The sequence below is a fragment of the Agarivorans albus genome, assembly GCF_019670105.1.
Lineage (GTDB): Bacteria > Pseudomonadota > Gammaproteobacteria > Enterobacterales > Celerinatantimonadaceae > Agarivorans > Agarivorans albus.
In genome coordinates this window covers 3,867,972-3,893,072 of the sequence record NZ_AP023032.1, presented here as the reverse complement: position 1 = coordinate 3,893,072, position 25,101 = coordinate 3,867,972, and the positions used below count along the sequence as shown (strand labels likewise).

The 25,101-nt window shown below is 45.6% G+C and carries 22 protein-coding genes; 10 read left to right on the top strand and 12 right to left on the bottom strand.

The window, feature by feature from the left end; translation table 11 throughout:
• Positions 1-3: 3 nt before the first annotated feature.
• The 4 genes from rpoD to rpsU form a co-directional block, all read right to left on the bottom strand.
• Positions 4-1,827, bottom strand: coding sequence for an RNA polymerase sigma factor RpoD (rpoD, locus tag K5620_RS17640; RefSeq protein ID WP_016403356.1), 1,824 nt, complete (start codon positions 1,825-1,827; stop codon positions 4-6).
• Positions 1,828-1,974: 147 nt separating this feature from the next.
• The gene (dnaG, locus tag K5620_RS17635; protein ID WP_016403355.1) at positions 1,975-3,735 is read right to left on the bottom strand and encodes a DNA primase; all 1,761 of its coding nucleotides are present in this window, start codon (positions 3,733-3,735) and stop codon (positions 1,975-1,977) included.
• A gap of 87 nt (positions 3,736-3,822) precedes the next feature.
• The gene (locus K5620_RS17630; RefSeq protein ID WP_016403354.1) at positions 3,823-4,266 is read right to left on the bottom strand and encodes a GatB/YqeY domain-containing protein; all 444 of its coding nucleotides are present in this window, start codon (positions 4,264-4,266) and stop codon (positions 3,823-3,825) included.
• Between the two features lie 16 nt (positions 4,267-4,282).
• The gene (rpsU, locus tag K5620_RS17625; protein WP_016403353.1) at positions 4,283-4,498 is read right to left on the bottom strand and encodes a 30S ribosomal protein S21; all 216 of its coding nucleotides are present in this window, start codon (positions 4,496-4,498) and stop codon (positions 4,283-4,285) included.
• Positions 4,499-4,719: 221 nt separating this feature from the next.
• Between rpsU and tsaD the strand changes: the two genes are divergently transcribed.
• Positions 4,720-5,742 (top strand): tRNA (adenosine(37)-N6)-threonylcarbamoyltransferase complex transferase subunit TsaD, encoded by a 1,023-nt coding sequence (gene tsaD, locus K5620_RS17620; RefSeq protein WP_016403352.1) that lies wholly within the window; start codon positions 4,720-4,722, stop codon positions 5,740-5,742.
• Positions 5,743-5,773: 31 nt separating this feature from the next.
• On the opposite strand, the gene plsY is transcribed toward tsaD, so the two are convergent.
• The gene (gene plsY / locus K5620_RS17615; RefSeq protein ID WP_016403351.1) at positions 5,774-6,367 is read right to left on the bottom strand and encodes a glycerol-3-phosphate 1-O-acyltransferase PlsY; all 594 of its coding nucleotides are present in this window, start codon (positions 6,365-6,367) and stop codon (positions 5,774-5,776) included.
• Between the two features lie 123 nt (positions 6,368-6,490).
• On the opposite strand from plsY, the gene folB reads away from it, so the two are divergent.
• The 3 genes from folB to K5620_RS17600 are packed head-to-tail and all read left to right on the top strand — an operon-like array spanning position 6,491 to position 8,169.
• Positions 6,491-6,856, top strand: coding sequence for a dihydroneopterin aldolase (gene folB / locus K5620_RS17610; protein ID WP_016403350.1), 366 nt, complete (start codon positions 6,491-6,493; stop codon positions 6,854-6,856).
• The gene (gene folK, locus K5620_RS17605; RefSeq protein ID WP_016403349.1) at positions 6,856-7,344 is read left to right on the top strand and encodes a 2-amino-4-hydroxy-6-hydroxymethyldihydropteridine diphosphokinase; all 489 of its coding nucleotides are present in this window, start codon (positions 6,856-6,858) and stop codon (positions 7,342-7,344) included. Before folB ends, folK begins: the two co-directional genes overlap by 1 nt.
• 24 nt (positions 7,345-7,368) lie before the next feature.
• The gene (locus K5620_RS17600) at positions 7,369-8,169 is read left to right on the top strand and encodes an undecaprenyl-diphosphate phosphatase (protein ID WP_221077407.1); all 801 of its coding nucleotides are present in this window, start codon (positions 7,369-7,371) and stop codon (positions 8,167-8,169) included.
• A gap of 90 nt (positions 8,170-8,259) precedes the next feature.
• On the opposite strand, the gene K5620_RS17595 is transcribed toward K5620_RS17600, so the two are convergent.
• The gene (locus K5620_RS17595; RefSeq protein ID WP_016401673.1) at positions 8,260-9,501 is read right to left on the bottom strand and encodes a multifunctional CCA addition/repair protein; all 1,242 of its coding nucleotides are present in this window, start codon (positions 9,499-9,501) and stop codon (positions 8,260-8,262) included.
• A 134-nt stretch (positions 9,502-9,635) separates the two neighbouring features.
• Here K5620_RS17595 and K5620_RS17590 point away from each other — a divergent pair, with 134 nt between their 5' ends.
• Together K5620_RS17590 and K5620_RS17585 are read left to right on the top strand one after the other, a co-directional pair.
• Positions 9,636-11,258, top strand: a complete 1,623-nt coding sequence (locus K5620_RS17590; RefSeq protein WP_016401672.1) for an ExeA family protein — start codon at positions 9,636-9,638, stop codon at positions 11,256-11,258.
• A complete protein-coding gene (locus tag K5620_RS17585; RefSeq protein WP_016401671.1) occupies positions 11,258-12,070 on the top strand; it encodes a general secretion pathway protein GspB in 813 nt (270 codons plus the stop codon). Before K5620_RS17590 ends, K5620_RS17585 begins: the two co-directional genes overlap by 1 nt.
• Before the next feature lie 64 nt (positions 12,071-12,134).
• Here the strand turns inward: K5620_RS17585 and K5620_RS17580 are convergent, their stop codons facing one another.
• The 3 genes from K5620_RS17580 to K5620_RS17570 all read right to left on the bottom strand — a co-directional run bounded on the left by K5620_RS17580 (position 12,135) and on the right by K5620_RS17570 (position 14,826).
• A complete protein-coding gene (locus K5620_RS17580; RefSeq protein WP_016401670.1) occupies positions 12,135-12,746 on the bottom strand; it encodes a TIGR04211 family SH3 domain-containing protein in 612 nt (203 codons plus the stop codon).
• Positions 12,747-12,856: 110 nt separating this feature from the next.
• On the bottom strand, positions 12,857-14,122 hold the full coding sequence (locus K5620_RS17575) for an inorganic phosphate transporter (RefSeq protein ID WP_016401669.1): 1,266 nt from the start codon (positions 14,120-14,122) through the stop codon (positions 12,857-12,859).
• A gap of 26 nt (positions 14,123-14,148) precedes the next feature.
• Complete coding sequence (locus K5620_RS17570) at positions 14,149-14,826, bottom strand: TIGR00153 family protein (RefSeq protein WP_016401668.1); 678 nt, start codon at positions 14,824-14,826, stop codon at positions 14,149-14,151.
• A gap of 183 nt (positions 14,827-15,009) precedes the next feature.
• Here K5620_RS17570 and K5620_RS17565 point away from each other — a divergent pair, with 183 nt between their 5' ends.
• The gene (locus tag K5620_RS17565) at positions 15,010-16,497 is read left to right on the top strand and encodes a CYTH and CHAD domain-containing protein (RefSeq protein ID WP_016401667.1); all 1,488 of its coding nucleotides are present in this window, start codon (positions 15,010-15,012) and stop codon (positions 16,495-16,497) included.
• A 3-nt stretch (positions 16,498-16,500) separates the two neighbouring features.
• A complete protein-coding gene (locus tag K5620_RS17560; RefSeq protein WP_016401666.1) occupies positions 16,501-17,265 on the top strand; it encodes a YdcF family protein in 765 nt (254 codons plus the stop codon).
• Between the two features lie 12 nt (positions 17,266-17,277).
• Here K5620_RS17560 and K5620_RS17555 read toward each other — a convergent pair whose 3' ends face one another.
• The gene (locus K5620_RS17555; RefSeq protein WP_016401665.1) at positions 17,278-18,024 is read right to left on the bottom strand and encodes a potassium channel family protein; all 747 of its coding nucleotides are present in this window, start codon (positions 18,022-18,024) and stop codon (positions 17,278-17,280) included.
• Between the two features lie 182 nt (positions 18,025-18,206).
• On the opposite strand from K5620_RS17555, the gene glnE reads away from it, so the two are divergent.
• Positions 18,207-21,110 (top strand): bifunctional [glutamate--ammonia ligase]-adenylyl-L-tyrosine phosphorylase/[glutamate--ammonia-ligase] adenylyltransferase, encoded by a 2,904-nt coding sequence (gene glnE / locus K5620_RS17550; protein WP_016401664.1) that lies wholly within the window; start codon positions 18,207-18,209, stop codon positions 21,108-21,110.
• 65 nt (positions 21,111-21,175) lie between these two features.
• Here glnE and lpxL read toward each other — a convergent pair whose 3' ends face one another.
• The gene (lpxL, locus tag K5620_RS17545) at positions 21,176-22,102 is read right to left on the bottom strand and encodes an LpxL/LpxP family Kdo(2)-lipid IV(A) lauroyl/palmitoleoyl acyltransferase (protein WP_016401663.1); all 927 of its coding nucleotides are present in this window, start codon (positions 22,100-22,102) and stop codon (positions 21,176-21,178) included.
• Between the two features lie 118 nt (positions 22,103-22,220).
• Here lpxL and hldE point away from each other — a divergent pair, with 118 nt between their 5' ends.
• Positions 22,221-23,654 carry a bifunctional D-glycero-beta-D-manno-heptose-7-phosphate kinase/D-glycero-beta-D-manno-heptose 1-phosphate adenylyltransferase HldE gene (hldE, locus tag K5620_RS17540; protein ID WP_016401662.1) on the top strand — a complete coding sequence of 478 codons (1,434 nt, stop codon included), beginning with the start codon at positions 22,221-22,223 and terminating at the stop codon, positions 23,652-23,654.
• A 67-nt stretch (positions 23,655-23,721) separates the two neighbouring features.
• Here the strand turns inward: hldE and tolC are convergent, their stop codons facing one another.
• Positions 23,722-25,047 (bottom strand): outer membrane channel protein TolC, encoded by a 1,326-nt coding sequence (gene tolC, locus K5620_RS17535; protein ID WP_016401661.1) that lies wholly within the window; start codon positions 25,045-25,047, stop codon positions 23,722-23,724.
• Positions 25,048-25,101: the final 54 nt, after the last annotated feature.

Here is a 25,101-nt window from a genome sequence, read left to right as displayed (position 1 = left end):
CGCCTATTCGTCTAAGAAGCTACGTAGCTGCTCAGAACGAGAAGGGTGACGAAGCTTACGCAGTGCTTTGGCTTCAATCTGACGAATACGCTCACGGGTTACGTCAAACTGTTTGCCAACTTCTTCTAACGTATGGTCGGTGTTCATACCAATACCAAAACGCATGCGTAGTACTTTAGCTTCACGCGGGGTTAGGCCTGCTAGTACTTCTTGAGTGGCAAACTTGAGGTTTTCGCCTGTTGCTGCATCTACTGGCATCGACAGGGTGGTATCCTCAATAAAGTCACCTAAGTGCGAATCTTCATCATCACCAATTGGTGTTTCCATGGAGATTGGCTCTTTAGCAATTTTAAGTACCTTACGGATCTTGTCTTCTGGCATTAACATGCGCTCTGCCAACTCTTCTGGAGTAGGCTCGCGACCCATTTCCTGAAGCATTTGACGGCTAATACGGTTTAGCTTGTTAATGGTTTCGATCATGTGAACCGGAATACGAATAGTACGTGCCTGGTCCGCAATAGAACGAGTAATCGCCTGACGGATCCACCAAGTCGCGTAAGTAGAGAATTTGTAACCACGACGGTATTCAAATTTATCTACGGCCTTCATTAGGCCAATGTTACCTTCTTGGATAAGGTCTAAGAACTGCAAACCACGGTTGGTGTATTTCTTCGCAATAGAAATTACCAAACGCAGGTTAGCTTCAACCATTTCTTTCTTAGCGCGGCGAGCTTTTGCTTCACCAATGCTCATGCGACGGTTGATGTCTTTAATGTTGTTAATGGTTAAGCCAGTTTCTTCTTCAACACTTTTTAGTTTGAAGATACAACGGCGCACTTCTTCGTCTACTTCCATTAACGCGGGGGCGTAATCTTTAGCAGAGGTTTTGTGCTCGTTAAACCATTCTTCACTGGTTTCGTCTTTAGAGAAGGCTTTTACAAATGCTTGTTTTGGCATTTTGCCTTGCTCTACACACAGCTTAAGAATTAGGCGTTCTTGAGTACGCACACGTTCCATCATGGTACGCATGCTGGCTACTAGCTTGTCGAACAGTTTTGGCACTAGGCGGAAAGTATGGAAAATTTCGCTTAGCTCAAAAATCTCTTTAGTGGCACGGGCAGACATACGGCCGTGCTTTTCGATAGCGGCGTGAGTTTTTTCGTACTGCTCACGTAAGGTGTCGAAGCGCTCTTTTACCAATTCTGGGTCAAGACCGGTGTCTTCTTCTTCCTCGTCTTCATCTTCATCTTCGTCTTCAAGATCTTTTTCTTCAAGCTCTGAGCCGATGTGCGTCGCAGTTGGTGCGGCTTCGGCTACTTCGTCTTCGTCGATGAAGCTGTTTACAATATCGCTAATTTTTAGTTCTTCTGCTTGGTACTGGTCGTACATTTCAAGCAAGATAGAAATGGTTTCTGGATACTCAGAAACACTGCGTTGAACTTCGTTAATACCTTCTTCAATGCGCTTGGCAATGTCGATTTCGCCTTCGCGGGTAAGTAGTTCAACGGTACCCATTTCACGCATGTACATACGCACTGGGTCAGTGGTGCGGCCTAATTCTGATTCTACCGTAGCAAGTGCTTGGGCTGCCGCTTCGGCGGCGTCTTCGTCGGTAGTATTTTCGGCCAACAATAAGTCATCGGCATCGGGTGCATTTTCATGTACCTGAATACCCATGTCGTTGATCATTTGAATGATATCTTCAACTTGATCGGAATCTACGATATCAGCAGGTAAATGGTCGTTTACCTCTGCATAAGTTAAGTAGCCTTGCTCTTTACCTTTTGCGAGAAGGAGTTTGAGTTGAGACTGTGGGGTTTGTTCCATAGATGTCATCCGAAGTAGATTAAGCTAGCAAAACCATAAACGTAAGCGCTGCAAGCGCAAACGAAGAATTATATCAAGTATGGGTTAAAATTTCTATATCAAGGGCATTTAACCAAAAACTTTTTGTTTATTCCTTAAACAAGCCAATTAAGGCTTTAATTCCACTACCAATTGCTGCATTTCGTATTTCTCTTCTACGCTAAGTGTACCTTGCAGTGACTTAACATTGAGTTGCTCGTAACGCTGCAACAGCAGTTGCTCCACAAAACTGGCAATAATATCTTGCAGCTCGTCTGGGTAGCCTGATTCGTCAATTTCTAAATTATAGCCTGCCAGTGCACTCAAATGTTTTTGCTCAGGCTGTTCGCGCCAGCGTTCTAGCAGCTGGCCAGTGGTTATCTCGGGCTTTTTGTGTATCTCGCCAATGAGCGCCAATAACAGTGGCATGCCTTTAATGTTAACTTGCTTTAGTTGTTCTGAAGGCGGCAACTCATTAGCAATATCAGGTCGTTGCAAAATCATCGCAATAGCTTTTCGCATTGGGGTGATTTTGAGGGTGTTGGCCTGCGTGTTTTGGGGCTTGGGGTCGCTTGCGGCAAAAAACTTAGTTAAGCGGTTACTATCCCAGCGCAACCATTTGGCCAACTCGCCCTTGAGCATTTCGCGATAAAATTCAGCTTGGACCGGCTTAATTAGCTCAGAAGCGCGGGCTGCTAAATGGCTTTTGCCCGCATCTGTAGTGACGTCGATTTCTTGGCTTAAACGCTCAAACATAAAGCGTGATAAAGGCATGGCCTTGTGCATGCGTTGTTCAAAGCCGTCTTTACCTTCTTGGCGAACCAAAGTGTCTGGGTCTTCCCCGTCAGGTAAAAACATAAACTTAAGTTCTACGTTGTCGCGTAAATGCGGTAGGGCGTTTTCTAGGGCGCGCCATGCTGCGTCGCGGCCTGCACGGTCGCCATCGTAGCAACAAATAATTTGGTTGCTAGTTCTAAATAGCGTTTGTAGGTGCTCTGGAGTAGTAGAGGTACCTAGTGAGGCAACCGCATAGTCAATCTCAAATTGGGCTAAAGACACCACATCCATATAGCCTTCTACCACTAGTATTTGTGGTATTTGCTTATGCGCTTGGCGCACTTCGTAAAGGCCGTAGAGTTCACGCCCTTTATGAAATACGCTGGTCTCTGGTGAGTTTAGATACTTTGGTGTGCCGTCGCCAAATACTCGCCCGCCAAAGCCAATATAGCGGCCACGTTTATCACGAATTGGAAACATAACTCTATCGCGAAAACGATCGTAGCGGCGGCCTTTGTCGTTTTCTATCGATAATCCGGCATCAACAAGTTGTTGGCTGGCCTGCTTAGAGCCACCAAGAGCTTTGCCTAGCGCGTCCCACTCATCGGGCGCATACCCAATGGAGAAGCGTTGTACTACCTCGCCACTTAAGCCACGGCTTTTTAGGTAGTCGATAACCTGTTGTTTGTTGGGGTTAGTACGTAGTTGCTGCTGAAAAAAGCGGCTGGCGTGACCAATCAGTTCGTATAAGTCTTTACTGGCTTGGCGTTGTTGTTGGCTTTTTTCTTTATCAAATTTACTGTTGTTGCTGTTTTCACGCTCTACTTCCACACCCATTTGGCTGGCTAAATCTTCAATGGCATCGACAAACTCCAGTTTGTCGTATTCCATTAAAAAGCTGATGGCATTGCCGTGGGCACCACAACCAAAGCAGTGATAAAACTGTTTGTCTTGGCTTACGGTAAAAGAGGGGGATTTTTCATTATGAAAAGGACAGCACGCTGAGTAGTTTTTGCCGGCTTTTTTTAAACGCACACGTTGGTCGATAAGGCTTACGATATCGGTACGAGCCAATAAATCATCGATAAACTGTTGCGGTATTCTTCCAGCCATTCACTACCATCTTCAGCGAAAATTAAAAACAAACAAGCCGTGAACTCAATGAGAACACGGCTTGTTCGAGTATTCTAAGGGACGAGCTTAGGCTAGTTTACTGCGGACAGCGGCGCTAATAGCACCCATGTCTGCACGGCCTTGTACCTGAGGTTTCAGGATGCCCATCACTTTACCCATATCTTGCATTCCTGCAGCGCCGGTTTGAGCAATAGCAGCTTCGATTAACGAGGCTACTTCTTGTTCGCTAAGCGCTTGAGGAAGGAACGCTTCCAAGATTTCAATCTCGGCAAGTTCTTTATCAGCTAAGTCTTGACGTTCGGCAGCTGTAAATTGTTCAGCTGCGTCTTTACGCTGTTTTACTTGTTTAACAATGATGCTCAGGATCTGGTCATCATCTAAAGTAATGCGCTCGTCAATTTCTACCTGTTTAACAGCCGCAAGCAACATACGCAGTGTGCCAAGACGAAACTTGTCTTTGGCGCGCATTGCTGCTTTTTGCTCATCTTGTAAGGTTGCTTTTAATGACATAGGTTATTAACAGCGCTTAGTACAAGCGAACGCGACGTGCGTTTTCACGAGCCAATTTCTTAGCGTGACGTTTAACAGCAGACGCTTTAGCACGTTTACGAGCTGTAGTTGGTTTTTCATAAAACTCGCGACGGCGAACTTCAGAAAGAATACCTGCTTTCTCGCAAGAGCGCTTGAAACGACGTAGAGCTACGTCAAATGGTTCGTTTTCACGTACTTTAACGATTGGCATATGCCTATCACCTTCCGGTTTATTAATGGCCGAACAAAAATCAGCCTGAGTGTTTAAAAATGGTGCGGAATTTTAAGCCGAACTAGGGGGCAATGTAAAGCCTATTTGTAATCCTCTGGTGAAATAAGCCGCTAGCAAGTAATATAGCTGCGATTTTAAGCGGGCTTAAGCATTAAAAACACCTATTTTTAAGCCAGTAACTAAGCAGGAAAAGCAAGATTATGCGTGTACTAGGTATTGAAACGTCGTGTGATGAAACGGGCGTGGCCATTTATGATGACCAACAAGGTTTATTGGCCGACGTTCTTTACAGTCAGGTTAAATTACATGCCGATTATGGTGGAGTAGTACCAGAGTTGGCCTCGCGCGACCACATTCGTAAAACCATTCCTCTTATAAAAGAAGCGATGGCGAATGCCAAATGCACGGCAGATGATATTGATGCAGTAACATACACCGCTGGCCCAGGTTTAGTAGGGGCTTTATTGGTTGGCTCGCTAACAGCGCGCAGTATTGCGATGGCGTGGAACAAACCTGCTGTGCCGGTTCACCATATGGAAGGGCATTTGTTAGCCCCAATGCTAGAAGACAACCCACCAGAGTTTCCTTTTTTAGCCTTGCTGGTTTCCGGTGGTCACACTCTATTAGTAGAAGTGGACGGCATTGGTGAATATCAAATTCTCGGTGAATCTATTGATGACGCAGCTGGAGAAGCCTTTGATAAAACCGCCAAGTTATTAGGTTTAGATTATCCAGGTGGCCCAGCGCTAAGCCGTTTGGCTGAAAAGGGCACACCAGGCCGCTTTACTTTTCCTAGGCCAATGACTGATCGCCCTGGTTTAGATATGAGCTTTTCCGGCCTTAAAACCTTTGCTAAAAACACCATCGATGCCGAAGGCAAAGATGAACAAACCCAAGCAGATATTGCCTTAGCATTCCAACAAGCCTTGGTTGAAACTTTAATCATTAAGTGTCGTCGCGCCTTAAAGCAAACTGGCTTAAAACGCTTAGTGATTGCCGGTGGTGTAAGCGCCAATAAATCATTGCGAGAGCAGCTCGGTGAGTTACTAGAATCGCGTGGGGGTAAAGTGTATTACCCGCGGCCAGCGTTTTGTACCGACAATGGCGCTATGATTGCTTACGCAGGTATGCAGCGTTTTAAAGCAGGCCAAACCGAAGGTTTATCAGTAAAAGCGATGCCTCGTTGGCCGCTTGATGAGTTACCGCCTGCTAAAGCGATTTAGATGTTAAAAAGCGCCTTAAATAGGCGCTTTTTTATTGGTCTTTATTGACTACTTTGCTTTCGGTGTGATTGCGCAGGCGGGTAATGTTGCCCTGGTGGCGAATAATAATAAGGCAGGCTAGCATCGCTACGGGGAGAGTGTATTCAGGTTTGATTAACCAAGTGTATAAAGGCGCTAAACTTACACTCACAATAGCAGCTAACGATGAATAGCCGCGCAGTTTTAAGGTAATAATCCAAGTTACTATCAGTAAAGCTGCTAAGTCTAAGCCAATTGGCAGTACGCCACCTAAGGCTGTTGCGACACCTTTGCCACCTTCAAAATGAAAGAAGATGGGGTACATGTGGCCTAAGCATGCAGCTATACCTACAAATCCCAATACTATTGGTGCTAGTCCCGCGTAGTAACCCATCCAAACTGGCACCATGCCTTTTAATAGGTCACATACTAATACTAATGCTGCAGGAATTTTGCCGCCGATGCGGTAAACGTTGGTGGCACCTGGGTTGTTTGAGCCGTGTTGGCGAGGGTCGGGTAAGCGGTAAATTCGACATATTAGTACGGCACTGGATATAGAACCCAGCAAATAAGCTGCCGTAATAAAAAATAAACCGAGTAAACCCATTAGCTTAGAAGCATTCCACCAATTGCCGAATTGCGGTATTATCGCGCTCTCTCAAAGGTCAAATCATACGCTGTTTTTTTAGCTAAGGCTAATAAGCACGTTTGCAGCACAGCAGCCAGAACTATGGATAAAGTATTTATTAAAGATCTCACCGTATTAGCCACCATCGGTGCTTACGAGTGGGAAAAAGAGATTAAGCAAAAGTTGCTTATCGATTTAGAAATGGCGTGGGATAACAAACCTGCCGCCCAAAATGATGATTTATCGCTAGCGCTCGATTACGCCTCGGTGAGTCAAGCGGTGAGTGATCTCGTTACTGGGCAAGCCCACGAGTTAGTTGAAACCGTGGCCGAAAAAGTGGCGAGCTTAGTGATTCAGCAGTTTTCTGTGCCGTGGCTTAAGGTCACTATCAATAAACCCGGAGCCGTTCCATTTGCTAGCAACGTGGGTGTGCAGATTGAACGTGAGCAAAAGGATTACGCTTCGTAATGGCCGATATTTTTGTAGGCATTGGCAGTAACATTGAACGTGAGCAATACATCCAACAAGGAGTGGCTGCATTACGCGCACAATTTGGCGAGTTAACTTTAAGCCCAGTTTATGAAAGCCCAGCCTTGGGTTTTGATGGGCCCGAGTTCTACAATTTGGTGGCTAAATTTACTAGCCCTTTATCCTTACAAGCGGTGTTTGAAGCGATTAAACGGATAGAATTTGAACACGGGCGGGCAATGGATGCGCAAAAGTACTCGTCACGCACCTTAGATATCGATATTCTTTTATATAACCACTTAGTGGTAGATTCACCCTGTGTATTACCCAGAGCCGAGATAAGTAAAAGTGCTTTTGTATTAAAGCCGCTGGCAGATATTGCTGGCGAGTTGGTACATCCAACGCTTCATCAAACTTACACGCAACTATGGCAAGATTTTGATCATAGTAGCCAAGTGCTCACTCTTGTAGAGAGTTTCAACTTTTAATTTTTTAGCAGCAAGGAACCAAGAATGAGTACATTTGAGACCATTTTTTTGGCTTTGATCCAAGGTTTGACCGAGTTTTTACCTATTTCCAGTTCTGCCCATTTAATTTTGCCCTCGCAGATTTTTGGTTGGGATGATCAGGGGATTGCCTTTGATGTAGCGGTGCACGTAGGTAGTTTGTTTGCCGTATTGGGTTACTTTAGAAAAGAAGTATGGGCCATGCTTAAAGCGTGGTTAAGCTCGTTTACTGGTAACCGCAGCCCCGAGGCTGTGCTTGCTTGGTTAATTATCTTAGCCACTATTCCTGCGGTACTGTTTGGCGGCTTGTTTAAATCGTTGATTGAAGAGTACTTGCGCTCTGCGTATGTGATTGCAACTACCACCATCGTATTTGGTGCTTTGTTATGGTGGGCCGATTCGCAAGCTAAGTTAGTGCACGACGAGTACAAAATTGGCTGGAAACAAGCGCTGTTTGTGGGTGTTGCACAAGCGATAGCGATTATTCCTGGTACTTCGCGGAGTGGTATAACAATTACAGCAGGCTTAATGTTGGGCTTAACCCGTGAAGCCGCGGCGCGTTTTTCATTTTTAATGTCTATACCGGTAATTGTTGGCGCTTGTGTTCTTATGGGCAAAGATATGGCTGATAATCCGGTGGATATCGATTGGTCGGCTATGTCGCTGGGTATATTGGTGTCGTTTATCAGTGCTTATTCTTGTATTCACTTGTTTATTAAGTGGGTTAACAAGGTAGGTATGAAGCCGTTTGTTATCTACCGCATGCTACTGGGAATTACTTTGTTTGCCTTTTTAGTCTTAAGTTAAACGACCTTAAGTTTGAACAAAAAAAGCACGCCAATGGGCGTGCTTTTTTTATTGTAATGAACTGCTTGGCTTGGTTACTGTTCAGTCAGCTTATTGCTCAAGATGCTGTAAATAACGCAGCTTTTCTTGCTTAATCAGCTTAAGCCGCGCTAGGTGCACCTGTTCGCGAATCGCTTCACCTTTATAACCTTGTTGCACAATGGCTTGAATATTCACGCTGTTGGCTACCTCGAGCTGCGATAGCAAATAGTTGTAAGCAGGGTAATCGTTTTGTTCAAAACCTAAACGACCACGAATATCGGCTACACCAGCTTCTAGTATTTGGGTAAAACGCTCTGGTTTGCGCCAAGCATCGCAGCGGTTAAACAGCTTTAATACGGTTTCGGGACGAAGTTCCAAAGCGCTGTGAATGGTAATGTGATGCTCAGCGACAAGTAGCGCTAAATCTCGGTACTCGTTAGGTACTTTGATGCGTTGGCAAAAGGCTTTAATTAACTTTACCCCCTTAGGCCCGTGGCCTGGATGAGAAGGTAGCTTTTCTTCAGGGGTTAAGGCTTTACCAAAGTCGTGGCACAAAGCTGCAAAGCGCACTAGGTTGCTATAGCCATGTTTAGCACTTTGCTCTATTACCATTAAGGTGTGAATACCGGTGTCTATTTCTGGGTGCCATTTAGGGCTGGCTGGTACACCAAACAAATCATCCAGTTCTGGTATTAAGGCTGCCAGTGCGTCTGCTTCTCGCAATACTGCAAAAAATACTTGTGGTGATTGGCTGCCAAGCGCTTTTTCTAGTTCTCGCCAAATACGCTCTGGGGTTAAGCTGGCTAATTCGCCCGAGTGAGCGATTTCTCGCATTAACTCGATGGTTTCATCGGCAACTGTAAATCCTAGGTGATGGAAACGCGCGGCAAAGCGGGCAACTCGTAATACCCGCAGCGGATCTTCTACAAAGGCGGGCGATACATGGCGTAGTAGCTTCGCATCTAAGTCGCGTTGGCCACCGTAAGGGTCAATTAACTCACCATTTTCTGCGCGGGCAATGGCATTTACGGTAAGGTCGCGTCGTAAGAGATCGTCTTCTAAGCGAATATCATCGGAAAAATCACAACTAAAACCAGTGTAGCCTGTGCCTTGTTTACGCTCGGTGCGCGCCAATGCATATTCTTCTTGGCTGTGAGGATGCAAAAATACTGGGAAATCTTTGCCTACTTGGCTGTAGCCAAGTTGCAGCATTTGTTCGGGAGTGGCGCCAACCACAACGTGATCGCGGTCTTTTACTTGTAAACCTAGTAGTTGATCTCGTACTGCTCCGCCGACTAAATAGGTTTCCACTTATCACTCCTCGTTAACTAATATCCACAAACGCCTTGCGTGGGGGTATTATACACCTATCAATGCTCAATAGGGCTTGGATTGCGACTTGTAATATAAGTGGCAGCCATAATCGGTGAAAGGATAGCGGTTTAATGTATTTGGATTACTTTGGCTTAAAGGAAAGTCCCTTTTCAATAGCGCCAAACCCTGATTTCTTGTTTATGAGCGAGCGTCATAAAGAAGCCTTGGCTCACCTTACCTTTGGTTTGGGCGAGACTGGTGGCTTTGTATTGCTTACTGGTGAGGTTGGTACCGGCAAAACCACGGTGTCGCGCGCCTTGCTTAAACAAGTGCCCGAAAACACCCAAGTGGCCTTGGTGTTAAACCCAAGCCTTACCGAACTAGAGTTGTTAGCCACAGTGTGTGACGAGTTGAGCATAGAATATGACCGTGACTCTTTTAGCGTAAAAGATTTTGGTGATGCTATTCGCCAGCGTTTGTTAGAGAACCACTTCCAAGGCGGCAATACTATGCTGCTGATTGATGAAGCGCAGCACTTGTCGGTAGAAGTCCTCGAACAATTACGGCTATTAACCAATTTTGAAACCGATACGCGCAAGTTATTGCGGGTAGTATTAATTGGCCAACCCGAACTGCAACAAAAGCTTAAGCAACCTGTTTTACGCCAATTGGCTCAGCGTATTACCGCTCGCTATCACTTGCTACCATTAACCGTAAATGAAGTAGAAGCCTACGTGCGCCACCGCTTAATGGTGGCGGGGTGTGAACGCCCTCTATTTGCTCCCTCGGTGATTAAGCAGTTGTTTAAGGCTGCTGACGGTATTCCGCGAGTGATTAACTTGCTATGCGACCGCGCGCTGTTAGCCGCCTACGGCCGCGACCAAATGCAGGTAGACAAAAAAGCGCTTAACCAAGCGATTGAAGAAGTGGCCTTGGGCGAGCCGAAGTCTCAAGGCTTTAACCTTAACTATGTATTGAGTGGTGCTTTATTAGGCTGCTTGATCGTGGCGGCTTGGTTTATCTTGCAGCAAACGCCAGCAGTTGAAATAGAAAACCAGCCGATAGCTGCGCCAGTTGTTGAGCGCCCAGCCGAGATTGTTGCTGTAGAACCTGCTCCAGTGCTGGAACAAAGCGAAGATGACATTCAAGCAATTAAGCAAGAGTGGCAGCAACTACGAGCGAACAACAGCTTGCCAGCGCGCTCTTGGCAATTATTGTTGCGTACTTGGGGTTACGATGTGGCGAATGCGCAAGCAAACTGCAACCTAGTAACAAGCTTAGAACTATATTGTTTAAACCTTACAGGCGGCGAGCGGGCTTTGCGTGAAGTGAACCTTCCCGCTGTAGTTGAGCTAGAGGAAGATGGTCACTATTTTTATGCGGTGGTGCGTCATTGGGGACCTAAATTAGAACTATGGATGGGTGACCGTGCAATTATGGTTAGCCGATCTTGGTTTGGCCAACGTTGGAATGGCGAGTTTCAAGTACTCTGGAAGCAACCCCCAGGCTTTACTGGGGTGCTTAAACAGGGCAACCAAGGCGAAGCAGTTTATTGGCTAGAGCAAAGCTTGTCGTTAATTCAAGGACAGCGTCCACGCAAAACCTTTAATTTTGATGCCCAGTTAAGCCGTCAAGTGCAGCAGTTCCAGCAGCAAAATCGCCTTAGTGCCGATGGCATAGCTGGTGTATTTACTTTATTACGTCTTAACCAACAGATTTACGTTGATCAACCGCGCTTGCAGGAGTTGAACTAATGTCCAGTATTTTAGACGCACAGCGCCGTAGTCAGCCAAACGAAGCGGTTGCTTTAGTTGCGCCCTCGCCAGTTAATCCAGTATTAACCGCAGTGCTAAGTTCGGTTCTCACCTTATCTTTAGGCGCTGGCGGTTTTTGGTTGTGGCAGCAATCAAACAAGGATACCGCGCCAGCTAACGTTGAGGCTGCGGTTCAGCCTGTAACTAAAGAGTTAGAAACCAAACCAATAATGCGGGTCTCTCGGGTGGTTGAGCCTAAGTTAGAGATTGAGCTGTTGCCTTTGCCTCAATTAGAAGGGCTAGAAAAGGTTGATTTGCTAGCACTACGCCAAAAGCAGTTTGAAACCTTATTAAATGCACCTATTCCGCAGTATCAAGCGCCAGAGCCACTGGCTACGCCAAACGCCCGCTCTACTGTGCTGGCCAGTGAGCCTGCGCCAGTGCAGCAGTCGGCACCAGCCAAGCCTAGCTCGGCAGAAGAAAAGGGCTTAGAGCAACGCTTTGCTGCGGCTGTGCAAGCAACCAATACCTTAAGCTGGGACGCCGAGCTTGACCCAAGTACCTATGACAATGCCCCCATGGTTGGGGCGCTCGACCCAGAGGTGCAAAAATTGGTACCAGCCATTACCTTTAACTCGCATGTATTTTCGTCAGATCCGAACCGTCGTTATGTCACTCTTAATGATAAAGAGTTGGTAGAAGGCGATTTTGTTACCAAGAACATCGAGTTGGTGGCGATTCGTCTTGATGACATTGTGCTGCGGGTAGCAGGTAACTTATGTCGACTGAATGCTTTGTCAGATTGGGGTTAACAAAAAAGTAGGGCTAACAATAAAGGCGCACTAAGCGCCTTTTTTAATGGGAAAATAACAGCGATTACATCCACTGATTATCGCGCTTTTTGCGACGAGGGATCATTGGCAGCAATATACCTAGAATTAAACCAATACCCGCTACACCTGCGCCTCGCATAAACCACTGCATTTGCACCGCTTCATCTTTGGTGTCTAACTCATGTTGGATGGCGTTATTTTGCTGGCTAATTTGTGTTAGCTGCTCGTTTAACTGATCGTTAGTAAGCTGAAGTTGTTCTATTTGCTGTTGCTGGGCATCAATTTGCTCAGCTTGTTCGGCAGAGGCTGCGCCGCTGTCTTGTTGCTGCTGCTTAAGCGCAGTTTGGCTTTTTTCTAATTGGCTTTTCACTTGTTCTAATTGAGCAGCTAAGCCTGGAGAGCGATTAAGGTATTTAGCTTCTACCCAGCCTTCGCGGCCATTCTCTAAAACAATTTTGGCATATTTGTTTTCTTGGTTGAATTCAACCTGATTGATCTTAGTACCTGCGTTAACGCTACCCACAATTCGAAATTGGTTGCTAGGACCAGAATGCATGAAGACATATAAGTCGTCAGAGATGTAACGAGTTTGAGCAAAAGCAGGGAAGGCGAGGGCAAGCGATAAAAAAGCAGCAGATAATGTTCTGACAATCACGGCGTATCTCTTTATTTAGAATAGTTTCGCCGTTAGTGTACGAAACAACGTTGCTAGTCTCAACCAGCAACGTTGTTAATGTGAGTAAAGTTAACTAGTTTAGCGAGATACTAGTTAAAAATAGCCAGCATAATGTAGTAGAACACGATAGATAGTGCTGCACCAGCAGGCAGTGTTACTACCCAAGATACTACAATACTACGTACTACACCGAGGTTAAGCGCGGCAATACCACGTGCCATACCCACACCTAACACCGCACCTACTAGGGTTTGAGTGGTAGAGATTGGCAAGCCAGTACCCGAGGCTACTACTACTGTTGTTGCAGCAGCGAGTTCAGCAGCAAAACCACGGCTAGGTGTAAGGTGGGTAATACCTTTACCAATAGTGGCAATTACGCGATGACCAAACAGGGCTAAACCGGCCACAATACCTAAACCACCTAGTGGTAAAATCCACCATGCTAGTGAGGCTTTAGCGGCAATTTCACCGTTGTTGTTTACTACGCTAACTACTGCCGCCAATGGACCGATAGCATTTGCTACGTCGTTTGAACCGTGAGCAAAAGCCATACAACAAGCGGTAATTACCATTAGTACTGCAAATACTTTTTCTACGTTGGTGTAGTGCATTTGACGGTCAGCTTTAGGATCGATTTTTAGGCGGCTAATAATCACCTTACCTACAATAGCAACCAATACGCCAACGGCTACTGCCCAAACGTAACCTTCAACACTGCTTAGCTCTAAACCAATGTGCTTGAGGCCCTTTTTGATGGTTACTAGCGCCATCATAAAGCCTGCTAAGAACATGTAACCTGGCACGTAGCGCTTAGCGGCTTCTAGTGGGTTATCATGTTCAAAAATAAGCTTCTGGGCGCTCACAAAGATTAAGTAAGCAAATACACCCGAGATCGCCGGAGTGATAATCCAGCTACCTACAATGCCGCCCACTTTGGCCCATTCTACAGCTTCTGTGCCTACACCTACTGCGGCGAAACCAACAATGGCACCAATAATAGAGTGAGTGGTTGATACCGGCCAGCCGTTGTAAGAGGCAATTAATAGCCACGTACCAGCAGCAAGCAGCGCGGCAATCATACCGAATACTAATAGCTCGGGAGTGTTAACAAACGCACCAGAATCAATGATGCCTTTACGTACGGTATTGGTTACCGCACCACCGGCCAAATAAGCACCGGCAAATTCAAAGATCATCGCGATAATAATCGCTTGTTTAATGGTAATAGCGTTAGAGCCTACCGATGTACCCATAGCGTTGGCTACGTCGTTGGCACCAATACCCCACGCCATAACAAAGCCAAAAACGGCCGCAATAATAATCAGCGTAGTGCCGTAAGTTGCAAGAATTTCCATTGGAGTTACCTAAGTATTTTCTTTGTTTAGCGATAGATCATCAGTTCTAAGCGAGCACCAACGCGCTGCGCTTGGTCGGCTAATTCGCCGATAGCTTCAATGATGAAATATAGGAACATTGCGTCGATAGGATCTAGTTTCTTCTCTAGCTTTTGTAATTTTCGACGAATTTTGATTTGCTGTGCGTCGGTATCGTCTTCGATGATATCGAGTTCGTGTACCATTTTTTTCACTAGGTCTACTTCACGGCCTTTAAAGCCTGTTTCTAGTAGATCTTCCAGTTCGTTGATCACTTCTTTAGCTTTACCGGTTGCATCTAAACAACGTGCTAAGTAAGTCATGAACATTTCAGCAAGTTTAGGTGGTAACTCCATCTTTCGGCCTAACATGCGACCTGAAATGTCTTTTGCTTTATTGGCAATTCGATCTTGGTGAGTAAGCAGCTCGAGTACGTCTGAACGTTCAACTGGCATGAAAATACCACCGGGTAGATTCAGGCGAATTTCACGCTTCATGCGATCAGCTTCTTTTTCTAAGTTTGAAATGTCTCTACGACGTTTTGCCGCAGTTTTCCAATCTTTATTAAGTACTGCTTCAAAAAAAGGTACAAGACCTTCACAGCATTCGTGTACTACATTGATATGCTCTTCTAGAGGTTTAATCGGCGATTTAGCGAACAAACCTAGAATTGTATTTCCGGACATAATCTCTGTTCCAATTAGCTATGCAAAGGATATATTTTTTGCGAGGCGCATGGTAACGTAGCGGAGCTTAAGTGCAAGCATTTATCTTACAATTTGTTGCTTTTTACTTGAGCTGAATCAAAGGTTTTGTATGAAAACTGAACAGAGGGAGCAGGTCGCTGCATCAGCCTACATGGATAAACCATGAACAATGAAATTGAAATCAAGCTCTTAGCTACACCTCAATGCGCGTCGGTGTTATTGGCTCGGCTCAATCAGTATAGTGTGCTGCAAACCGAAGTGAAAACCCTCACCAGTGTTTATTTTGATACTGATGACCGCCAACTGATGCGTTGGGGCATGGGCTTACGTATTCGCAGTGGCGATGGCGACAATGTTCAAACCATTAAAACCGATGGTTTAAGTGTAGGCGGTTTACACCAGCGTCCCGAATACAATTGTGTGCTTCAATCTAACCAACCGCAATTAGCCTTGTTTGAAGAAGTTGAATGGCCAGCCGGCGCCGAACTTTCCAGTCTTAATAATCAGCTAAGCCCTTTATTTACTACCACCTTTGATAGACAAACTTGGTTGGTTGATTTGCCTAACGATACCTTAATTGAAGTAGCTTTCGATCAAGGTTCGCTTACCGCAGGAAGCGAGCACGAAGCCATATGCGAAATTGAGCTGGAGTTTGTGAAAGGCGACATTAGCCAGCTTTTCGAACTCGCCAGCGACATTGCTTCAATAGAAGGTTTACGCTTAGCAAACATTAGCAAAGCTCAGCGTGGATATATGCTGGCTACCGCTCATGTACAACAAGTTAAAACCCTAAGCGCAGTTAAACTTAGTGATGCTGATAGTACTAGTGAATGCTTAAATCGAATTTTTGCTGGTGCACTCGAACATTGGCAGTACCACGAACAGCTATTTGTTGAGCAGCGAAGTTTTGCCGCTTTGGAGCAAGTCTCTCTAGCGGTGCAAATGTTGTTTCAAGCCTGCAAAATGTTTAGTGAGCGCGATTTAGTAGAATGCGCTTGGCTTAAGGAATTACGTTGGCTGCGCCAACAGTTTGCGTGGTTAACCCAAGCTGCCAGTTTAAATAAACTGACTGCTGAACGGGGCGCATTGATTAAGAAGTTACCTCAGCAACGCTCTTTATTGAAAACCCTGCAACAGCGTCAGCATGATTTGCCGCAACCTGATGATGTTTATCAACTAATGCATAGCGCCCGCTATTGTAGTTTGATGTTAAAAATAACCCGTTGGCTTTATCAAGCTAAATGGCAGCACAGCCAAGCTCTACAGAAAGAGAATATTCAGCATTTAGCCAAAGCAATGTTGCAAACTAGTTGGGATTACTTGCAACAATCGCCTTTGGCTGAACCTCAGCTTGATTGTAATGCCTATATGAAACAAGCCACTAAATTGCGACGTAACCTGCTGGTGGGCATGTGTGTGGGTGAGTTATTTGACCAAGAGCTGCGCCAAGAATTCCGCTTGCCTTGGGTAGATATTCTATCGGGCATTGAAGAACTGAGTTTGTTTAAGCCAATGCGAGAACTATTGCCAGAGCTGGATGCTGAGTTACAGCAAGCCATTGAAAAGTGGGTGCAGCGTAAAGAGCAATCCTTACTAGATGCCTTAGAGTTTTCTCGCCAGCAAGCGCTGCAACAAGCGGTGTATTGGTAAGTCGTGGACGGTTTCGCCTTAAAAAAACTACTCACCGTGTTGGCTATGCCTAGTACTTCACTATGGCTGCTGTTGTTGTTAGCCCTCTTTTTTGGACTGCGCGGTCATAAGCTACTAGCCCGCAGCTGCGCCGTAATTAGTTTGTTGCTGATGTTTTGTTTAAGCCTATACCCGGTAAGTGGCGCACTTCTTTATCATTGGGAAAAGCAATACAACGGTTTACATTCTCTACCGCCAGATACGCAAATAATTGTGGTATTGGGCTGTTTGCATTATCAAGATGAAAACCAGCCGTTATCTAGTCAGGTGCTACCTTGTGGCGCAGTTAAAGTTGTGGAAGCGGTTCGTTTATGGCGCCAGCAACCGCAAGTGAAGATATTATTATCGGGGGGTGATAATGAAGGCAGTGGAGTACAGCATGCCGATATGCTTGCCAAATTGGCCTTGTCTTTAGGGGTGCCTGAGTCTCGATTAATTCGTAGCTATCAGCTTAAAGACACTGCTGAAGAAGCTGCCAACATTGCCAAGCTTTACTCGAATACTCAGTTAACCTTAGTCACTCAAGCTTCTCATATGCCAAGAGCGATGCGCCTATTTGCCATGCAGGGGCTTTATCCTACTGCAGCACCTACTTATTATCAGGTGAAAAACTGGCATGCAGGCTTTACCTGGCAAAGCTTTATTCCGCGGCTTAGCCATATAGGCAAAGCAGATACCGCGGCATACGAAGCGCTAGCCCATGCTTGGCTTAAGCTGCGAGGTAGTTAATTATACCGCGCTTCAATGAGACTTCTTTTGTAGTTCACTCAACTGCTGCTGAATATTGCTCAATTGTTGTTTTAGTTGCTGATGTTCTTTTTGTTGCTCTACGAGCAACTGCTGAATTTGATGCTCTGAATTAGATTTTCCACGAAGTAAAAAAGTAGACATCAAACCTGATATCGCACCAAAAAAGCCAACGCCGGTTAAAATCATCACTCCAGCAATAATGCGTCCAGCATCTGTAACCGGCACAAAATCACCATAACCCACGGTAGATATTGTCACTATTGCCCACCACAAGGCTTCACCTGCGCTGCTTATTTGGCTGCCTGCTTGGTCTTGCTCGGCCAACAGTATGCCAATAGAACCCAGCAGGATTATCACCAGCAAGCAGAACAAAACGGTTGCCGCGGCGGATTCTACTCGACGATGTTTTAAGCTAGCCAGCAGGTGGCGCTGCTCACTTAAAGCTTTAATCAGTTTTATCGCATGGAAAAAACGTAATAAGCGCAGCGCCTCCACCATAGGAATACTCGCGAGTAGGTCTATCCAATGATGTTTGCAATAAGCAAGTGGAGATTTGCTGCGAGCGGCGCTCACAATAAAGTGCACAATAAATACAACGCAAATAAGCGTATCTAGGTTGATCAGTAAGGCTTTAAGTTGAGAATCTGCAGGGTAAAAGAACAAGCTGCTAACAATCACAATGGCTATTAGCGACAGAAACAGCATCACTAAGTCGAAGGCATTGATGTGCGTTTTCATTTATTAATTCCGAAGGATAAGAACGGCTGATTTTACTATACGCCAGTTTTATCAAACAACGGTTATTGGTGCTTAAAAATGGCAGATGAAGTCAATTTTTGCTTGGTTTTTTGCTATCAGCTAATCACCAGTTTGATATGGCTTACACTCCCTGCGATCCAGCTTGTGCTTAAGCATGAATCATGATGATATTAAGCCAAATTTTGGATTCGGGTTTCTTCATCATGCCAAGCACTCTTCCTGTCCCTAGCGAGCTTTCTACTATTGCTGAGCAATCTTGGGAGCGCCTTATCGAGTTAGCGCCAAATTTATTAGAGCAACTAGATCCCCAACAACAGTTGCAGAGTAAAACCGCCTTTGCTTTGAGTGATTTTATCGCCCGAAGCTGCATTAGCCAGCCAGGTCTTCTCTCTGATATTTGGCAACAGCAATTGTTAGAGCAGCCTTTAAACGAACAGCAAATGCGTGAGCAGTTAAGTGCCACGTTGGCCGAGCAAATTACCGACGACGGTGCCAAAAAGGTACTGCGTCACTTCCGCCGCTTGCAAATGGTGCTTATTGCTTGGCGTGATTTACTTCTTAAGCAAGCCGTAACAGACAGCTTTGCCCAAGTGTCGGCTGTGGCTGATAGCTGCGTAGATTGTGCTAATCAATGGTTATACAAACGCTGTTGCAGTGAGTCTGGTACACCCAGTGATGCCGAAGGAAATGCGCAACCATTAGTGGTCATTGGTATGGGCAAGTTGGGCGGGCGAGAGCTAAATTTTTCATCCGATATCGATTTGATTTTTTGTTTTCCCGAGAACGGCGAAACCCAAGGTGGCCGCCGTAGTATTGCCAATCAGCAGTTTTTTATTCGCATGGGGCAGCGGCTTATTCAACTGATTGACCAAACCACTGTAGATGGTTTTGTATTTCGCGTAGACATGCGCTTGCGACCATTTGGTGAGTCTGGTCCTTTGGCGGTAAGTTACGCGGCCTTTGAAGATTATTATCAGCATCATGGCCGAGATTGGGAGCGCTACGCCATGGTTAAGGCGCGAGTGATTAACCAAGACTTGCGCTTTGACCAAGATATTCAAGCCATGCTTAAACCCTATGTTTATCGTCGCTACATCGATTTTAGTGCTATTCAAGCACTGCGCTCGATGAAGGCTATGATTAACTCCGAAATCCGTCGTAAAGGCTTGCGCGACAATATCAAACTGGGCTCGGGCGGCATTCGTGAAATTGAGTTTATTGTACAAACTTTCCAGCTTATTCGTGGTGGGCGCGAGCCGGTGCTACAAACCCGTTCACTACTGCAGGCTTTGTCGCAGCTAAGTGAGCACGGTGAGTTGAATGAAGCTCAAACCAAGATGCTACGCGAACACTATTTGTATTTACGCCAAGTGGAAAACATTCTGCAGCAAATAGACGACCAGCAAACTCAAACCCTACCAGATACAAGCGGTGACCAGCAGCGCGTTGCTTGGGTAATGGGTCATGACAATTGGGAGAGTTTCTACCAACAATTGCAGCAAGGACTTGCTCAGGTGAATGCCTGCTTCCAATCTGCCATTGGTGAAGAGGAACAAGAAGAGCATCAAGCAGGCCAAGAATACGATGATTTGTGGCATTGCGGCGCTGATAGAGAAGCCCTTGCTAGCTTGATGAGTAAACATGTTTGTAGCGAGGAAGAGCAAAAAAAACGCGTAGAAACCATGTACCACTTTATGCACGCCGTAGAGAAGCGCCAAATTGGTCAGCGCGGTCGGCAAACCCTAGAGCGGATGATGCCAAGTTTACTGCAGCAGCTGTTTGAGCATCCTCAAACCAGTTTGGTATTGCCGCGGGTAATGGTATTGCTTGAGCGGATTCTATCAAGAACCGCTTATCTAGAGCTGTTAGCTGAAAACCCAGCGTCGCTTCAGCAGCTATTAAGGCTTTGCGCAGGCAGCGCCATGTTGGCGCAAAAGTTGGCGAGCTTTCCTATTCTTTTGGATGAACTACTTGATCCTAAGCTTCTGTATAACCCGGCCAGTGAAGACAGCTACGCCCAGCAGCTCCGTGAGTTTATGTTACGTATTCCACCCGATGATATGGAACAGCAAATGGAGGCGCTGCGTCAGTTCAAACAAATTCAGCAGCTACGTATTACAGCGGCCGATATTGCTGGTGCATTGCCGCTAATGAAAGTGAGCGATCACTTAACCGCGGTAGCCGAAGTAATAGTAAACGCGGTGGTTGAGCAAGCCTGGAGTCAGATGGTAGAGCGCCATGGTTACCCAGAGCATTTAGGTGAACAACAACGCGGTTTTGCGGTAGTGGGTTACGGCAAAATTGGTGGTATTGAAACAGGTTACAGCTCCGATCTAGATTTAGTCTTTTTGCATAATAGCGATAGTAGCACCTATACCAATGGGCCAAAGCAAATCGACAGTAAGCAGTTTTATCTAAAGCTGGCACAGCGAATTATGCACCTGTTTAATACACGCACCGCCTCAGGTGTACTGTATGAATTAGATATGCGCTTACGTCCTTCCGGTGCTTCTGGTTTATTGGTTTCCGCCATTGAAGCCTTTGAGCAATACCAAGTGAAGGAAGCGTGGACCTGGGAGCACCAAGCGCTAGTGCGTGCCAGAGTGATTTATGGCGATGCAGAACTCGCAGAGAGTTTCGCCCAAGTTCGCCATAAAATTTTAGCTCAGCCACGCGACGCTGCAGAGCTAGCCAAACAAGTACAAGAGATGCGCAGTAAAATGCAGGGGCATTTAAGCCGAGAAACTGAAGACGTTCTGGATCTCAAACAATCTCCTGGCGGCATGGTAGACATTGAGTTCATTGCTCAATACTTAGTATTACTGCATACCCAAGAGTACCCTCAGTTAAGTAAATGGACTGACAACGTAAGAATATTTGAAAGCTGTGCCGAGCTTGATTTATTAAAGCCTGAACAAGCGCAGGGGCTAAGCCAAAGCTATTTGGATATTCGTGATGAGTGTCACCGCTGTGGTCTGCAAGGTTTGCCACGTTTGGCCAACAAAGCCGAGTTTAAGCAAGATTTAAGTGTAGTTACCGATACTTGGCAACAGCTGTTCACTTAGAACTAAATAACAGTTTCAAGGTTTAAAAAAGGCGCTGCTTTTAAGCTAAAGTCAGCGCCTTTTTATTAGTAAACGCCTTTTTCACCTTCTGGGCGAGATTTAAAGCGGCGGTGGATCCACATATATTGCTCGGGCGCGCGTAGAATGGCTTTTTCTACCACTTGGTTGATGGTGTGGGCATCTTGTTCATCATCACCTTGCGGGTAGTTATCTAGGGCTGGTTCTATCACCAAAGTAAAGCCTGAGCCGTCTTCATTACGTAGTGCATAGGTTGGCAATACTTGCACGTTTTTCACTTTCGCTAAGGTGGCGGTACCGGTAATAGTGGCAGCTTTATCTTGAGCAAAAAACGGTACAAATACCGCGGCGTGGGTACCGTAGTCATGATCGGGTGCATACCACACCGCATTGTCTTGGCGCAGTGCTTTAATCATGCCGCGCACATCGGTGCGATCTACTAAGTATTTATTAGACTTAGTGCGACCATGATATTGATAGTACTCATAAACCGAGTTTTTGTTAGGCCGGTAGATCCCAACACCGGGATCCAAAGTGCCATAGGCACGAGCGTGGCTTTCTAAGGTCCAGAAGTGGGCACTTACTAATAAAATCCCCCCTTGTTGCTCACGCGCTTTTTTAAGGTGTTCAAGGCCTTCTACTTTAAAGTGTTTTGCAAAGCGCCATTGTGGCCAAAACCAAGCATTGGCGGTATCCACCACCGAATGCCCTAAATGCCGAAAACAGCTTTCAACCAGTTGCTCTCGCTCTGCTTCACTTTTGTCTGGAAAACAAATTTCCAAATTGCGGTGGGTAATATGTACACGTGACTTCATCAATGCTCGGCCTAAGCGGCCAATGCCTAAACCCAAGTAATGCTGAACGCGATAAGGCAGCAAACTAATACTGAACATAAAGCCAATTAATACCCAGGCCCCCCAGTTCTTTGGGTGAAAAGATTGTGCGTTAAGCTTGGGTGATGAAATTTTCGCCATATTTTACTTTGTCACTGTAATAATGTGTAAAGTCTACTGGATATCAAGAGATTATGCCGCAGACCATAAGTTTAACTATGATAAACTGTTAATAATTATTTTTCGATGAGAGTGAACAATGAGAATAACCCTCCCTGAGTTTGCCCAAGCTAAGGTGTTAGTAGTTGGCGATGTAATGTTAGACCGCTATTGGCATGGACCTACCGGGCGCATCTCGCCTGAAGCCCCGGTTCCAGTGGTTAAAGTTGAACAAATTGAAGAACGCCCCGGCGGCGCGGCTAACGTAGCCTTAAACGCCGTGGCCTTAGGCGCAGGCTCTACGTTATTAGGTATGAGCGGCGAAGACGAAGCAGGCATAGCCTTAGAAAACAAGTTAGCAGCGGTTGGTGTAGAGTGCCAATTTACTAAGTTTGCTGATTACCCAACAATTACCAAGCTACGGGTACTAAGCCGTCACCAGCAATTAATTCGTTTAGATTTTGAAGAAAATTTTCATGAAGTAGATAGTAAAGACTTAAGCGCTAGTTTTGCTGAACAAGTGAAGCAACATCAAGTGGTTATTTTATCTGACTACAACAAAGGCGCATTAAACCAAGTTGGCGATTTAATTGCTCTGGCACGCGATGTCGGTGTTCCTGTATTGGTTGACCCAAAAGGCAGTGCCTTTGATAAATATCGCGGTGCAACTTTGCTCACGCCTAACTTTTCTGAGTTTGAAGCGGTGGTTGGTCACTGTAAAGATGAAGACGAAATTATTAGCAAAGGCGAAGCACTAATCGAGCAGTTAGACCTTGAAGCATTACTGGTGACACGCAGTGAACACGGTATGACGCTTATCCGTAAGGGCCAACCAGAGTTGCATTTAGCCGCGCTAGCACAAGAGGTTTACGATGTAACCGGTGCAGGCGATACAGTGATTTCTACTTTAGCCAGCTCACTAGCGGCTGGCTCGAGTTTAGATGATGCTTGTGCCTTAGCCAATGCCGCTGCAGGCATTGTGGTTGGAAAGCTAGGTACGTCTACGGTGTCTACCATTGAGCTTGCCAACGCAGTATATGGTTCGCAGGAAACAGGCTTTGGCGTACTAAGTGAACAACAGCTTAAGTTTGCTTTGGAGGCTGCTAAGCGCCGCGGCGAGACGGTGGTGATGACCAACGGTTGTTTTGATATTTTGCATGCCGGTCATGTGTCTTACCTTAATCACGCACGCACTTTGGGTGATCGTTTAATTGTTGCAGTAAACAATGATGATTCTGTTAAGCGCCTAAAAGGTGAAGGGCGTCCAGTAAATAGTGTCGATCGCCGTATGGCGGTGCTTGCTGGTTTAGGTGCGGTTGATTGGGTGGTTGATTTTAGTGAAGACACGCCGCAGCGTTTAATTGCCAACTTATTGCCAGACTTATTGGTGAAAGGCGGCGATTACAAGCCAGAAGAGATTGCTGGTGGGCAAGAAGTGATTGCCAATGGCGGAGAAGTGCGAGTGCTTAATTTCGAAGATGGTTGTTCAACTTCAGAAATCATTAAGTCTATTCGTCAAAATCAAATCGACTAGTTTTGTCGTTGATTTAAAAAAGGCGCCAATTGGCGCCTTTTTTATTGCGGAATTTTTACTAAAGATACTACTGGGGAGGCATTAAGCCAGAGTTAACCAGGGCTACGTCTTCTTCAGTTAAAGTACCGGCTGCTTGTTTAAGCGCTAGCATGTTAAGAATGTAATCATAACGGGCGTTAGCTAAATCACTTTTTGCAGAGTACAAGTTACGTGTGGCGTCTTGTACGTCAACAATGGTACGAGTACCCACTTCAAAGCCTGCTTCGGTGGCTTCTAGTGCACTTTGTGAAGACACTACTGTCTGTTCAAAGGCTTTAACCGAACCAATACTGGCACTTACGTTATTCACTACCGAGTTAACCGTGCTTTGCACTGTGCGGAAGGTTTGCTCTAGCGCTTCTGAAGAGGCGATGTAGCTAAACTGCGCTTGTCGTACTTGTGAATCAATGCTGCCACCTAAGTAGATAGGCCAGTTGAACTCAAGACCAATATTACCAGCATTTGAACTACCGCCTTGAAGCGAATCATAGGCGTCGTTACCGTATTGGTTATTGTCATAACCAATACCTGCTGTTAGGTCTAGGGTTGGTAAGTGGCCACTTTGCGCTAATTCGATTTGCTCTTGGGCAATCTCTTTACTAATGCGTTGAGCGTTTAGCTCTAAGTTGCGGTCGGTCGCAGTAGCTAACCAAAAGTCTGAGCCTTGCTCAAGCGGGTTTGGCTCAAAACGCTGGGTGTTAAGAATGTTAAGCTCGCGGTGCTCTAAACCGGTTAGCTCTCGTAAGTCTTCGTAGCTGTTAGATAGATCGTTACGCGCTTGAATTTCTTGGGCAAGGGTACGGTCATATTCAGCTTGGGCTTCGTGTACATCGGTAATCGCAGTAAGACCAACGTTAAAGCGTTGTTTAGTTTGCTCTAACTGACGACCAACGGCTGTTTTGTTAGCTTCAACAAAAGTAACGTTATCCATGGCGCGTAGTACATTGAAGTAGGCATTACTTACACGAATAATCAGGCTTTGTACGTCATTACCATATACGGCTTCAGAACGTGTCGCATTCTTTTCAGAGATACTTAAGCTGGTCCAGTTGGTTTTAGAGTAAAGCGACTGGCTAAGGCCAACCGATGCATTGGTGTTGGTAATGCTGTCGATGGTGTCGTTACTGGTAGTAGTGTATTTAGCTCCGGCACCAAAACCAATTTGTGGAAGCAGTGATGCACGAGATTCGGTAATTTGCTCAAAGGCGATGTCACGCTGAGCTTTACTTTGCAAAATTACAGGATCTTTTTCTTGAGCGAGTTGATAAATTTGCAATAAATCATCAGCTTGGGCTTGGAATGCTAAAGAGCTCATTCCACAAGCTAATATTAACGATTTGATTTTCAGCTTCATTACGCCTTTCCTTTGGTCGCTGTGTTAGCGAGGTTATTTCGGGAATAGATATTT